This is a genomic window from Chitinophaga niabensis (genome assembly GCF_039545795.1).
GTDB classification, from domain to species: Bacteria; Bacteroidota; Bacteroidia; order Chitinophagales; family Chitinophagaceae; genus Chitinophaga; species Chitinophaga niabensis_B.
The window spans coordinates 1,099,728-1,114,225 of the sequence record NZ_CP154260.1 but is presented as its reverse complement, the minus strand read 5'-3'; the positions used below and the strand labels follow the sequence as shown (position 1 = coordinate 1,114,225).

The following is a 14,498-nucleotide window of genomic DNA, read 5'->3' as shown; positions in this document are numbered from 1 at the left end:
TTACACCAAAATAATTTATGAAAAACATTAAGATCATTGAGGTTAAATCCGAAATAGGCGCAGGAACAAGAGGCGCCAGTTTGGGGGTGGATGCTATCAAAATAGCTGCGTTGGACTTTATGAGCAGTTTCTTCGTTCATTTCCCTACCGAAGAGATCGAAACAGAAAATAAACTCCTGTTTGAACCTATTGAATCCCCTTTTGCCAAACGTATCAAAGGCACCTATACTTTATACGAAAGGATCAGCAAAAGCGTAAGTGAGGCCATTAAAGCCAACTGGTTCCCTGTGATCCTCTCCGGAGACCACAGTACCGCGGGCGCTACCATTGCAGGCCTCAAAATGGCAAGGCCCAAAGCTAAACTGGGCGTGATCTGGATTGACGCACATGCAGATCTTCACACGCCTTACACCACACCTTCCGGCAATATGCATGGCATGCCGCTGGCGGCTTCCATTGCAGAGGATAATGAAGAACATAAGGTACACGAGCTGGATGAAAACACCGCCAGGATGTGGAACCAGTTGAAGAATATAGGGAAGATAGCCCCCAAGGTACTTCCCGAAGACATTGTTTTCATTTCCCTGCGGGATTATGAAAAGGAAGAGGAATATCTTATTAAGAAATACGGCATGAAGGTGATCACTACAAACGAAGTACGCCGCAAAGGGGCAGAGAATGTTGCCCGCTCTGTATTCCGTTACTTAAGTGATTGCGAGCACATTTATATCTCTTTTGATGTGGACAGTCTGGATGCTTCTATTTCCCGTGGTACCGGAACACCTGTAAGCAATGGCCTGCGGGAACGGGAAGCGGAAGACCTTATTTCCAAATTCATGCAGCACCGCAAGATCTGCTGTTTTGAGATAACGGAAGTGAACCCTACGCTGGACAAGGAAAACCTGATGGCAGAGATTGCTTTCAACATCCTTCAAAGGAGCGTGAATGTGCTGATGATGAACTAGATCCGGTAGTAAGCCATCAGCCATCCCACCACTTCACTATAACTCCTGATCCCTTTTGCCTGTTGGTTTGCCTTCAGGTACTGATCATATAATACAGCGGAATAATCGTCAATTGGCCCTTCGTACTCGCGGTAGAAGAGGATCATTTTACGTACATCCTCCCTTACACCGGGAGATGTTTTGTCCCACATAAGCCTTGCCAGGTAACCATTCCTGCGCCCCAACTGCCGTACACTGTACAGCAGCATTTCAAAATTGGCAGCATAACGGAAACGGCTATCGGTAGTTCTGCTGGCAGCTAAGTAGCCAATGAAATTAGCATCCTCTTCCGGCGCATATCCCAACTGATGTGCGATCTCATGGCAGGTAGTGAAGGGCTGCAGGAAAGCAGGTACCGAAGTATTTACCTGTGCCTCATTGGTAAAGGGGTTCAGGTAACCTGTAACGCCAACGTAATTAAGATATTTGCCGTATAAAGAAGATTTAACGGAAGGATAATTATAACGAAGTCCCGGCCATATCTTCGACAACTGGCGGTAACTATCCGCAGCTGTTTTAAAAGTGGCCTTAGCACTGGTATCCGGCGAAAGTGCATCCAGCACTGCTTTATCATGGTTGGTGAGCTTCACCAGCGTATCTGTGAGCAGGTAAAGATCCGCAGTGGTGTAGCGCTTCACTTCAAAACCAAGGTCCGCTGCGAGGGAATTGCGGCGGTAATGCCCACCCCAGAATAAAAGGAAAATAAAATACAGCCATAGTATAGACCTCAACCCTTTTAAAACCCTGTACAATAAGTCCTTCCACTGGCCACGGATAAGGCTCCACAGCGTTCTTAACAAAAAAATTATCCCAACTATTATCCAGACGATGTATATTACATCGCCTATACTAAAGGGCACGAAGCCAAGAACTTTTCTAAGAAGTGTACTAATGAAAACGTACCACCTATGGAAATAAAGCGCTGACAGCCACCCTTCTGCTGCGAGAACCCAGTTTAATACAAGGATAGCTACAATGCTTACGGCGATTGAAATTAATTGTCTTTTAACCAGGTCGTTCGTTTCCATTTTAACTTGAAGGAACATGATAGATGAAATTATTAAACGGGAATTAGCCAGCGCCCTGTCCCACAAATTATCTGTGAAAATACAGATAAATCAGGCAGAGAGAGTACATGGCGGAGATATAAATGAAACATATCGTTTAATGACCAATGAGGGAGACTGGTTCCTGAAATTGAATGATGCCAGGCGTTTTCCGGATATGTTCCTCCGTGAGCACGATGGCCTTGAAGAGCTTCGCCAGGCAAATGTGATTGCCGTTCCCAAACCTGTAGCACATGGCATAGCCGGTAACCGCGCCTTCCTGGTTACCCAGTTCCTTGAAAAGGGAACAGCAGCTCCTGATTTCTGGGAGAGCTTCGCAGCCGCAGTGGCCCGTATGCATCAAACCACCCAAAGTTATTTCGGACTCAGCGGTTCCAACTATATCGGTTCCATTAAACAATACAACACGCCTTATGTGAGCTGGCCGGTTTTCTATGCGTTCAACCGCCTGATGCCCCTGGCAAAAATGGCATACGACAAACACCGGATGGATAAAACCATGCTCGGTCAGCTGGAAGCTATCTGCAAACGGCTGCCTGAACTCTTTCCTGAAGAGCCCCCTGCCCTTTTGCATGGTGACCTGTGGAGTGGAAATTTTCTGGTAGGTACGGATGGAAAAGCCTGCATATTTGATCCCGCTGTTTACTTCGGTCATCGGGAAATGGAACTGGCCATGACGAGGTTGTTTGGCGGATTTGATACCCGCTTCTATTATACCTATCAGGCCATCCGCCCGCTTGCACCGGGATGGCAGAAAAGGATCGGTTTATGCCAGTTATACCCTTTAATGGTACACCTGAACCTCTTCGGCGGAAATTACTACAATGATGTAAAGGAAGTGCTGAACGGCATCTGATCTTATCTTTCCTGCATTTTCACAAACTCATACATTTTCTGTAATTCCTGTTCAATGATCGGGAACAGCCCTTTCAGTTCATCTGTGATCTCCCGCAGCATAACAGGGATCGTTTCCAGTGAAACAGCTTTGTTGAGGTAATTCTCCAGCGTTTCCATTTTAGTGGTGATCCATGTAAGGCCCACCATGGAAAAGTTAGGTTTGATCTTGTGTACCTGGAACTTGAGTCCGTCCCAATCTTTATTATCTGCCAGGGCTTGCAGTTTGCCCACTTCTTCCTTGTTCGTCATCACAAAGATCTCGAACAGGTCGATGGCGTATCCGATGTTACTTTCGTATAGGGTATTAAGGTAGCGAACATCCAGACTGGGGTGGAATTCGTAACCGCTTAAATTTTGCACTTCCATAATGATTTCGGTTTCATCCTCATTTAGATATTTATTGAGCACCTGGAGTAACTGGTCAGGTGTGTATGGCTTTGTTAGTATGTCTGTGATCCCGATATTCCTTGCCAGCGCAATTGTGCTGGGCATAGCTGCTGCTGTGGTGGCTATTACCGGCGTTGCTACGTTGGGCCTGGTTTCATCTTCCCGTATCTTTTTGGCCAGTTCAAAACCGTCCATTCCCGGGATCCGGATATCCATCAGTACCAGGTCGTATTGCCTGGATTCCAGGAAGTACAGCGCATCAGGGCCATTGGTGGCCAGCTGATAATTGATCCTGTATTTCTCCAGCAGGCTGAGTATATATTTAAGGTTCATGGCGTTATCTTCTACCACCAGTACCTTTGCATTGCCAAAGTCGATCTTCGAATACTTATTTTCCAGCTCCCCGTCTGCCACATGTACGGAACGTTTGCGCGTATCCATAAAGGGCAGGTTAAAACTGAAAGATGTTTTGTACACAGGGCCTTCCTCCACACTGATCTGCCCGCCCTGTAATTCCACCAGCTGTTTAGCGATGGCCAGGCCAAGACCTGTGCCGCCGTAACGCTCCCTGATATCTTTTTCTGCTTGTTTATAGTTGTGGAAGATCAGTTCCAGTTTATCTTTCTGAATGCCGATCCCCGTATCGCAGATCATGAATTTGATCCAGAGTGCATTTCCCTGGATATCATCCAGGGATACTTTAATGGCAATTTCGCCTTCTTTTGTGAATTTCTCTGCATTTCCCAGTAAATTCATCAAAATCTGGTTCAGGATCATATCATCCCCTATCAGCAGGGTATCGATCCGTTTATCGAAGTCCACCGTCACTTTCACCGGTCTTTGACCCAATTTCAGCTGGAAGGTGTTCTTCATGCTTTGGATCAGTTCCTTCAGGTCAAACTCCCGGGCATTTATTTCCTGTTTGCCCGCTTCGATCTTCGAAATATCCAGGATATCCGTGATCAGGCCATGCAGGATGCCGGAAGAGTGCTTTAATATTTTGATGTATTCCTTCTGTTCTTCGCTTAATGTTGTTTCATCCAGCAGGTGGGCCATACCAATGATGGCATTCAGGGGCGTACGGATCTCATGGCTCATATTGGCCAGGAACTCCTTCTGGGTACGCTGGGCTTCTTCGGCAGCCTGTTTAGCGGCCTCCAGCTCCATTTGCAGGATCTTCTGGGGGGTAATATCCATATGGATGCCTACCCCGCCTACCGCATTCCCGTCCCGGTCGTAAATATTGCCGGAGCTGGCCAGCACCCATTTACGGGAACCGTCTTTCAGCACAATCTCCATATCATAGAGCAGGGCTACCTTTTTCTCTACCCGGTACCGGCGGAGATTGCGGGCATATTCCCTGTTTTCCTCCGGAACAAAGATATCCGTGATGTTACGGCCTATCAGTTCGTCCTCCGTATAACCGGAAAGGCGGCAGAAGCTTTCATATACTTTAACAATAACGCCATCCAGATCAGTTTCACAGAGGGCGGCATTGAGATTATCCAGGATCACCCGGTATTTTTCGTCTGTACGGATCAGTTCCTCCTGCCACTGGCGGTGGCGGGTAACATCCACGATCTGCCAGATGCTGCCGGCAAAACGGCCGTTGTCAAATACAGGTATATAGCTGATTTCACGGATGTGACCAGTTTTGAAAACGAGTTCCCAGCCAAAGAAAGGTTTCTTTCTGCGCTTTAACTCTTTCATTTTCAACTCAAAAGCTATAGGATCGGTAAGATGTTCGGCACAATAATCGATGAAGGGGCGGAAAGCCTTGTCGATCATGTTACCTTTGTAGGGGCCGGTGTTGAAATACTCCATGAACACATTATTACCCCAGACGAAACGGTGACGTTCGTCTGACACTAAAACACCTGCATTTGTATTTTGGAGGTAAACAGCGATGGGAAGGGCAAAAATATCCGGTAAGCCCTCCGTAGAGGTGGGCTTCGACTTCAAGGAACGAGATGTATTGCGGCCTATTCTTCCTTTGGGAGTCATATCGTTTGCGGAATAGGGGGCATTATAGGATTTCATAAGGCATTCATTCGGAATTTATTCATGCGGATATGAAGTTACAAAATTAACACAAGTGCTTATCAGTAAATATCTGACATTTTTATAAATTTTTATATATAATTATCGGTTGACTATCAGCAAAAGTAGGAAATTTTTGCTTTTGGAAATATTTTATTACCTTTGCATCCCTCTAAAAGTGAGGTTTATTTGATATGAAGCATCTCCGCGAATTCGACATAGCTTTTGTAGGTCTGACGCCCGGAGTGCACACATTCCAATACCAGATCACTGACAGTTTCTTTGAAAACTATGGTCAACAGGATTTCTCGAATTGTAACGCTACCGTAAAGTTACAATTTGATAAGAAAAGTAACTTCTTTTTGCTGAAATTCGAAGTTGGCGGTACAGCAACTGTTGTTTGCGATCGTTGCGGGCAACCATTCGAACTGCAGTTGTGGGACGATTTCAACCAGGTTGTAAAACTGGTGGAAAATCCGGAGGAGATGAATGGGGATGAAGATCCGGATGTTACATACATCCCAAGGACGGAATCACACCTGAACGTAGCGGATTTTGTGTACGAATTCATCAACCTGAGCTTCCCGATGCAGCGCATCCATCCGGATGATGCAAACGGCAAAAGCGGTTGTGATCCGAAGGTTCTTGAAATGCTGGACAAGATGAAAGAACAGGGCGAAGACAAAACAAACCCGATCTGGAAAGGATTGGAAAAATTCAGAGACAATTAATTTTAAAAACGGACAATTAAAATTCAAATAAAATGCCGAATCCTAAACGTAGACATTCGCAGCAAAGATCAGCTAAGAGAAGAACGCATTACAAGGCTTTCGCTGAAACTTTAAGTACAGACAGCGTAACCGGTGAAGCGCATCTGAGACATCGCGCACATTGGGTAGAAAACAAACTGTTCTACAAAGGAAAAGTTGTTTTGGAAAAACAAGCTGCTGCTAAATAATAATTTTTACTAATTTTACACCCGAGCTAACTAGACAAAATAAAGTTCATGAGAATCGGGCTAGATATGATGGGTGGCGACTATGCACCCGCAGAAGCAGTAAAAGGAGTAAGATTATTTTTAGACAACGCTGCACCGGAAGTGCATCTTGTATTGATAGGTGATGAGCAGGCCTTAGCACCGTTAATTTCGGATGCCCGGTTAGACCAGTCAAGATATACAGTTGTTCATTCGTCCCAGGTGATCGGGATGAATGAACATCCTACCAAAGCACTGAAAGAAAAGCCGCAATCTTCTATCTCCATCGGCTTTCACCTCCTGCAAAGTAAAAAAGTAGATGCATTCATCAGCGCGGGCAATACCGGCGCTATGATGGTGGGTGCCATATACTCCATCAAACTCATTCCGGGCGTTCAACGCCCCACTATTTCCACCATCTTACCAAGGGAAGACGGCTCAAATGGCCTGTTACTGGACGTAGGGATCAATGCGGATTGCAAACCGGAAAACCTGGTGCAGTTCGCCATTCTTGGTTCCCTCTACTCCCAGTACATCATGGGCACTGCCACGCCAAGGGTTGGATTGCTGAACATTGGTGAGGAAGAAGGAAAAGGTAACCTCCTGGCACAAGCCACCTACCCCCTGCTGAAAGAGAACACTTTACTGAACTTCATCGGCAACGTAGAAGGAAGGGATATCTTCAAAGAAACCGTGGATGTGATCGTTTGTGAAGGTTTTACCGGCAATGTGGTACTAAAAATGGCAGAGTCCTTCCATGATGTGGCGGTAAGACGCAATATCAAGGATGAATACATGGACCGTTTCGATCATGAGCAATATGGCGGTACCCCTGTTCTGGGTGTGGCTGAGCCAGTGATCATTGGTCACGGTATTGCCAGATCGGAAGCTTTCAAAAACATGATCAAAACAGCCCAGCAGATGATAGAAAGCAAACTGATGGATAAGATCAGGGAGAGCTTTGTAGAAGTAGCAAAAGAGAATTAAGCTTAAGAAATGATGATATTTGTAAAGATGGTGGTCGGGAGATCACCATCTTTTTTTATATATAAAGATTGCATTCCCAATGCTGCTCCGAAGATAACACAGAGATGGCCCGGGGATGCTCCGGGGATGGCCCATGGATGGCCCATGGTTGAGCCATAGATACCCCCCAATCAACTAACTAAAGGTAACTTCACAAAGAAGGTAGTACCAACTCCCGGAGTAGTTCTGAACCAGATCTCTCCCCTCGCCTGCTCCACAATATTCCTGCACATGGCCAGCCCCAATCCAGTACCGGATGATTTTGTTGTAAAGTTGGGCACAAAGATCTTGGGTTGCACTTCCACAGGTATACCATGTCCATTATCTATCACTTCCACAATCACCGCGTTCTCCCCTTCGTCTTTCACACTGATCACCACATGCCCCTCCCGGCCTTCCGGAATAGCCTGAACAGCATTCTGCACCAGGTTGGTGAATAAACGGTTGATCTGTGTTTTATCCGCATCTACCAGGTAGGGTTTCTCCTGCCTTTCAAAATAGATATTGATCTCCGGGTTGCTCATATACAAACCTGTAACTGATTGCAGCACCTCACTCAGGGAGAATTTCTCATTATTACCTTTACCGATCTGGGCAAATGCCGCAAAGTCCGAAGCGATGTTGGCTAAGTGATCTATCTGTTCCACCAATGTACCGGCCACATTTTTAGAGAGTGCCTTTACATCAGGAGAATCATTGGCAATAGCCCGCTGCAGATATTGAATGCTTAGCTTCATAGGCGTAAGCGGATTCTTGATCTCATGCGCCACCTGCCGTGCCATTTCCCGCCAGGCTCCTTCCCGCTCGCTTTTAGCCAGCATGGCCGCACTCACTTCCAGCTTCTGCACCATCTTATTGTATTCCTTCACCAGCATGCCTATTTCATCTTCTTTATTCCATTCTATCACGTCATTATGCTGCCCCAGGTTCACGTTCCGGATCTTTTCCGTGATCAGCGAGAAAGATTTGGTGATGGTATTGGAGATTAATAACACCAGCAATCCTGCTATCAGGAAAATGAAAGCGTTGATATTGATCAGGGCCACCAGGAAGGTGGAGATCTGCTGGTTCAATTCCGTTTGCGTGGCAAAATAGGGAGCATTCAGGTAAGCAAACACCCCTCCTTTATCCCGCAGCGGAATGTAACCACTGATATACTTCATAGTACCGATCTGCTCCTCCTGGATGAACTGGATCTTATTCAGTTTGGACAACTGGTAGAAAGCCACAGGGTTCATGGACTCGGAAAGCAGCCCCTTTTCCACCATCAGCGGCTGCGCTGAAAGTTGCAGCCTGCCTGCGTTATCATAGATATTCAGATCAACATTATGTTCTGTTGCAATTTCACTGATACGGCCGGATAAACTTTTTAAGAAGATGGAATCATAGATCATATCCATCTCATCAAACATCCGCTGTTCATAGAACACATCTTCTATATCCTTGGCAATGCCATTCACCGTATTGCTCAGTTTTTCCGCATTCTCCGCCCTGTAGCGGCTGATAAAGAAAAGGATGGTAGCTATCCCCAGTGACAGGAAAGAGAACACTACTGCAAAGATGATCGTGCTCTGCACTTTGGTACGGATGCTCAGCTTCATCGTAGCGGTAAGGTTGGAGATCCGCAACCGCGCTTTGATCAGCAGATCGAGCAGGCTGTAAATACCAATGATCAGCAGGAAGAGACAGAACATGTAGGCAAAGAGCGTGATGAATTCCAGGAAGTTCCTGGTAGGCTTCACCACTACCACCAGCTTATCTCTCGAGGCTTTGAAGTAGAGCAGGGAATATCCGTTCTCCTCCCGGAAAACGATGTCCGCCGCAGGCATTTCTGATGGCGATAATTTTACTTTGAATGGATAGTTGTTGTGATTGCTTACCAGGTTCCCTTTATCGTATACCGCATAGGAATACAGTTCCACGTATTGCTGGTCGGGGGTCTGTAACCCGCTCTCTATCAGCAGTTCAGGATACAACCTGTCCGGCCGCTGCGTTTCCGGTTGTGATCTTACTTCGTAAAAAAGATAACCTGAAACCGTATCACCAAACCGGGTGAATTCTTTCTTGCCGATATAACTGTAGTCATTAAAACTTCTTTCATCATAGTAAAGATCTGTACCCATTACATGCGGCAGCCTGCTATCCACCATGATGCGTTTGTTCAATTCATCCAGCGTGGTGGAATCATGGTTATACAGGGATTGCCCTTCTTCATCAAACGTATAAAAGGATACATCATAACGGCTGAGATAACGGGAGAAATATTTATCCTCCAGTGTTCTTTCCAGCATCATTTTATAATCCTGGGTGCGTTCCAGGAAAAACTGCCGGACAAAGGGATCCTTTGTAAGCCGCTCCCCGGCATCATTCAGCAGGGTTTCCATATAAGGGTCCCGCTGCCGCGAGATGTTTTTGGCTACCCGTTCCCGCTGCTCCAGTTCCTTCTGGTTATTATAGTAAATAAGCACTGCGGAAGTAGTGATGGTCATCGTCAGCATCCACACAATAAAGGGCAAAGTAGAGGAACCCTCGCTGAAACGGCGCTCCAGGAGGTCCAGCAGCAATACATATCCTAACAGCCAGAACATGAACACAATGGAAGTACTCAGGTCAGGCTTGTTAAAACGGAAAGCCAGCCATACCAGTCCTACTACAGCCAGGGAAATATATTTACTGCGGTATTGAAAATCCGTAAGCTGGTTCAGCAGGTAGTTCACGATCTGCGAGAAGAATAAAAAGCTGATAGCGATGAAACCAAGGCTCATGCTGCCTATCACACTGTATTCATTCAGACTGAAAAAGTTGGTTACATCATAGGAGATGTTGGAGTCTATAACCAGACTGCGGATCAGATCCAGCAGGAACTGGCCTGCAATGAACATCATCAGTCCCGCAATACCAATGATCAGCCAGCGCTGCCATCTTTCCCTTAATACCGGGGGATGGATGGTGCGCACATGCTGGCGGAAAAAGAGGATGAGCCAGAAAGCCAGGAGCACGTTCAGCAAAAGGTCTCCCAAAGACCGGAACACTTCGTCCTTTGCATAGATGATGGACTTGAAGAGATTAAGTGTGCTGAGGTCCATCGGGAAATTGTACACGTAACTGAGGAACCGGAACAGCAGCACAATGCCCAGGAGAAAGAGGAATCCCCAGAGCGGCGTAAGGCTTTTTGCCAGCAGTGTGGCAAAGAGGTTAATAAAAATGAGTACGAAGATGCAGCCTACCACCAGCAGCAATACACTTACCAGGCTGGGGGCCGGGTCTGATTTGGCAGGATCGTAATGCAGGTAAAAAAGGATACGCTCATTCAGGTCCAGCACCGGCAAACCGGGCGGGCGTACATTGATGGCATACTCCTCCCCTATGGCAGAACGCCCGTAGAACTGGCTGCCCAGGTAATCGTTGTTGATGGCATACTCCTGCTTTACGGGAATGAGGCCTATTAAATATTTACCCTGCTCCAAAGGATGGCAGAGCATTACATAATAACCATTGGGTAGTTTGCGGAAGGTAACGCCCGCATGTAAACCTTCAAAAACGGGCGGCTGTACAGTATTTGTGCTCCAGAACACCATCCGGTAACCAATGGCTACAGAATCGTACCCGAAAACAAAATAGTTCTCGTCATAAATGGATTTCAGTGTTTCTTCCGAATAGGTGCCATCCATGAGCTTTTTAACGAGGGCCGTATCTGCGGACAGTTCGTTAAAGGCTTTCTGGCGGCTGCGGATATCACTTTCCAGGCTGCGCTGCACACCGTGGGGGGAAGAGTAGTAACTCCAGTAATTATTGAACAGGAAGGCAAACGTGAACAGCCATGCTGCTATGATCAGCAGGTAACCGTTACGGAGGATGAACAGCCTTATTTCCTTGATATCGAGCATAATGTTATTCCTCTTCCTTTACTTTATTCCATAAGCCATCCATTTCAGTGAGGCTCATTTCATCCAGCCGTTTTCCTTCATCTGCTGCCATTACTTCCATCCGGGAGAACCGGCGGATGAATTTCTTATTTGTGCGTTCCAGGGCGTTTTCCGCGTCTATTTTCAGGAAGCGGCTATAGTTCACCAAAGCAAAGAGCAGATCCCCGAATTCGGCCTCCATTTCGTCTTTATCGTCCAATTCCACTGCTTCTGTCAACTCCTTTGTTTCTTCTTCTACTTTATCCCATACCTGCTCCCGGGTGTCCCACTCAAAACCAACCTGTTTGGCCTTTTCCTGGAGGCGCATAGATTTCACCAATGCGGGCAGGGAAACAGGTACACCGCTGAGCACGGATTTCTTTCCTTCCTTAAGTTTTAATCTTTCCCAGTTGCGTTTTACATCTTCTTCATTTTCCACTTTCACATCCCCGTAAATATGCGGATGGCGGGCTACCAGCTTATCGCAGATGCCCGTGATCACGTCTGTAATGGTAAACTGTTGCTGTTCAGTACCTATTTTGGCATAGAAAACAATATGCAGCAGCAGGTCGCCCAGTTCTTCCCGGATGCCTTTAAAATCTTCGTTGGTGATAGCATCTGTCAATTCATACAATTCCTCGATTGTTTGCTGGCGGAGCGATTGGAGGGTCTGTTTTTTATCCCAGGGGCATTTTTCCCGTAAATCGTCCATGATCTGCAATAATCGGCTAAAGGCTTGTTCCGGCTGCATAACATTAAATATTAAGGATCCTGTGCTAAGAAACGGAAAAATAATGCAAATTCAGGAATCCTCCTTTCCGCAAATTTCCGGCCGGATCAGTGTTAATTTCTTTTTCTTGGCAGAAAAGCCAATTTAATTAGCTTTGCGGCCTTAGTAAAATCACAAAAGAAACGAATATGAATCCGAAACACGTGGCGCTCATTTCTGCTGAGCTGGCAATATCGATGAAGCAGGCTGAGAGTACCATGAGCCTGCTGGCTGAAGGCTCTACCGTACCCTTTATCAGTCGTTACCGGAAAGAACAGACCGGTAGCCTGGATGAGGTACAGATAGGCAAGGTAGAGGATCTGAAGAAACGCTTTGAAGAAGTGGACGACCGCCGGGCTTTCATCATCAAAACCATCACAGAACAGGAAAAAATGACGCCTGAACTGCTGGAAAAGCTGGAAAACAGCTGGGTGATCGCAGAACTGGAGGATATGTACCTCCCCTACAAGCCTAAACGCAAAACCCGCGCTACCGTTGCTATTGAAAAAGGACTGGAACCGCTGGCCAAACTGATCTTTGATCAGCAGGACGGCAGCCTGGATGAAACAGCCAAAACTTTCATCAACGAACAGGTGGCAACTTCCGAAGAAGCCCTCAAAGGCGCCCGGGATATTATTGCAGAATGGATCAATGAAAATGCCGAGTTGCGTGATAAGCTGCGTAAACTCTTTACCAATACTGCCGTATTCACTTCAAAAGTAATTGAAGGAAAAGAAGCAGAAGGTGTGAAATACAAGGATTACTTCGACTTTTCCGAAGAACTCCACTCCATCCCCTCACACCGGGTGCTGGCCATTTTACGCGCCGAAGCAGAAGGCATCCTCTTTGGTAACATTACGCCTGCTGAAGAAGAGGCAACAGAGATCATCAACAAACAATTTGTTACCGGTAATAATGCTGCCAGCGAGCAGGTGAGCAAAGCCGCTGCAGATGCCTATAAACGTTTGCTGCGTCCTTCCCTGGAAAACGAATTCCGCGCTACGGCAAAAGAAAAAGCAGATACCGAAGCCATTGAAGTGTTTGCGGAAAACCTCCGCCAATTACTGCTGGCAGCGCCATTAGGCCCCAAGGCAGTGATCGCCGTTGACCCCGGTTACCGTACCGGTTGTAAAACAGTAGCGCTGGACGAACAGGGCAACATGGTGGACAATGATGTGATCTATCCACTGGAAAAGAATTACAAAAGCCAGGATGCAGAGAACCTGCTGCGCAACTGGGTGAATAAATATGATATTGCTGCCATAGCCGTAGGGAATGGTACGGCAGGCCGTGAAACAGAAGAGTTCATCAAAAAGATCGACTTCGGCCGTAAGGTGAATGTGTTTATGGTGAATGAAAGTGGTGCCTCTGTGTACTCCGCTTCTGAAGTAGCCCGTGAAGAATTCCCTGATCATGATGTGACCGTGCGTGGTTCCGTATCTATCGGCAGGCGCCTGATAGATCCACTGGCGGAACTGGTGAAGATAGATCCTAAATCCATCGGTGTAGGGCAATACCAGCACGATGTGAACCAGAGCCACCTGAAACAGAGCCTTGACCGTATTGTGGTAAGCTGTGTGAACATGGTGGGTGTTAACCTTAACACCGCCTCCAAACACCTGCTGGCATATATTTCAGGTCTTGGTCCTTCCCTCGCAGAGAACATCGTTAAATACCGTAAAGAGAATGGCGCTTTCAAAAACCGTAAGGAATTGAAGAAAGTGACCCGCCTCGGTGAAAAAGCATTTGAACAATGCGCGGGTTTCCTCCGTATTGAGCATGGCGATAACCCGCTGGATAACTCTGCAGTTCACCCTGAACGTTACGCCGTGGTAGAAGCCATCGCTGCCGGTCAGAAATGTACCGTGGAAGAACTGATGGGCCGTGAAGACCTCCGCAAGGTGATCAATGTAAAAGATTACATCAGCGAAGAAGTAGGCCAGCTTACACTGGAAGATATCCTGAAAGAATTGGCTAAACCCAGCCGCGACCCACGTGATGAAATAGCCATCTTTGAATATGCAGAAGGCATCAAATCCATGGAAGATGTGAAACCAGGCATGACCTTACCCGGCGTGGTAACGAACATCACAGCTTTTGGTGCGTTCGTGGATATCGGGGTTAAACAGGATGGACTGGTGCACATCTCTCACCTTTCCAACAAATTCATCAGCAATCCGAATGAAGCGGTGAAGCTGAACCAGAAAGTAACGGTAACGGTACTGGAAATAGATATCGCCCGTAAAAGGATCTCTTTATCCATGAAAGATAATGAGCCTGCTCCTAAACGTGAACCACGTGAACGCAGCAACACAGGAAAACCAGCACAGGGTGGCGGTAAAGAAAAGAAAGAAGCACCATTGAATGATTTTCAGGCTAAGCTCTTAGCCCTGAAATCCAAGTTCAAGGACTAATAGTTATAATGGT

At 46.6% G+C, this 14,498-nt stretch carries 10 protein-coding genes; 6 read left to right on the top strand and 4 right to left on the bottom strand.

Features of this window, described 5'->3' with window-relative positions; genetic code table 11:
- The first annotated feature begins 17 nt into the window (after positions 1–17).
- On the top strand, positions 18–965 hold the full coding sequence (locus AAHN97_RS04670) for an arginase (RefSeq protein WP_343306395.1): 948 nt from the start codon (positions 18–20) through the stop codon (positions 963–965).
- Here the strand turns inward: AAHN97_RS04670 and AAHN97_RS04665 are convergent.
- Entirely contained in the window at positions 962–2,032 is a 1,071-nt protein-coding gene (locus AAHN97_RS04665) for a DUF3810 domain-containing protein (protein WP_343308265.1), read from the bottom strand. The genes AAHN97_RS04670 and AAHN97_RS04665 overlap by 4 nt on opposite strands.
- A gap of 16 nt (positions 2,033–2,048) precedes the next feature.
- Here AAHN97_RS04665 and AAHN97_RS04660 point away from each other — a divergent pair, with 16 nt between their 5' ends.
- Positions 2,049–2,927, top strand: coding sequence for a fructosamine kinase family protein (locus tag AAHN97_RS04660; protein WP_343306394.1), 879 nt, complete (start codon positions 2,049–2,051; stop codon positions 2,925–2,927).
- A gap of 2 nt (positions 2,928–2,929) precedes the next feature.
- On the opposite strand, the gene AAHN97_RS04655 is transcribed toward AAHN97_RS04660, so the two are convergent.
- Positions 2,930–5,395, bottom strand: a complete 2,466-nt coding sequence (locus AAHN97_RS04655; RefSeq protein WP_343306393.1) for a PAS domain S-box protein — start codon at positions 5,393–5,395, stop codon at positions 2,930–2,932.
- 194 nt (positions 5,396–5,589) lie between these two features.
- On the opposite strand from AAHN97_RS04655, the gene AAHN97_RS04650 reads away from it, so the two are divergent.
- Genes AAHN97_RS04650 through plsX form a run of 3 tightly spaced genes read left to right on the top strand, consistent with a single transcriptional unit; the run spans position 5,590 to position 7,358 of the window.
- Complete coding sequence (locus AAHN97_RS04650) at positions 5,590–6,126, top strand: YceD family protein (RefSeq protein WP_343306392.1); 537 nt, start codon at positions 5,590–5,592, stop codon at positions 6,124–6,126.
- 32 nt (positions 6,127–6,158) lie between these two features.
- Positions 6,159–6,353: a 50S ribosomal protein L32 gene (gene rpmF, locus AAHN97_RS04645; protein WP_074239520.1), complete on the top strand. Its 195-nt coding sequence runs from the start codon at positions 6,159–6,161 to the stop codon at positions 6,351–6,353.
- A 48-nt stretch (positions 6,354–6,401) separates the two neighbouring features.
- Positions 6,402–7,358, top strand: coding sequence for a phosphate acyltransferase PlsX (gene plsX, locus AAHN97_RS04640; RefSeq protein ID WP_343306391.1), 957 nt, complete (start codon positions 6,402–6,404; stop codon positions 7,356–7,358).
- A gap of 170 nt (positions 7,359–7,528) precedes the next feature.
- On the opposite strand, the gene AAHN97_RS04635 is transcribed toward plsX, so the two are convergent.
- Together AAHN97_RS04635 and mazG are read right to left on the bottom strand one after the other, a co-directional pair.
- On the bottom strand, positions 7,529–11,284 hold the full coding sequence (locus AAHN97_RS04635) for a sensor histidine kinase (protein ID WP_343306390.1): 3,756 nt from the start codon (positions 11,282–11,284) through the stop codon (positions 7,529–7,531).
- 4 nt (positions 11,285–11,288) lie between these two features.
- On the bottom strand, positions 11,289–12,053 hold the full coding sequence (gene mazG, locus AAHN97_RS04630; protein WP_343306389.1) for a nucleoside triphosphate pyrophosphohydrolase: 765 nt from the start codon (positions 12,051–12,053) through the stop codon (positions 11,289–11,291).
- A gap of 167 nt (positions 12,054–12,220) precedes the next feature.
- On the opposite strand from mazG, the gene AAHN97_RS04625 reads away from it, so the two are divergent.
- Positions 12,221–14,485 carry a Tex family protein gene (locus AAHN97_RS04625; protein ID WP_343306388.1) on the top strand — a complete coding sequence of 755 codons (2,265 nt, stop codon included), beginning with the start codon at positions 12,221–12,223 and terminating at the stop codon, positions 14,483–14,485.
- Positions 14,486–14,498: the final 13 nt, after the last annotated feature.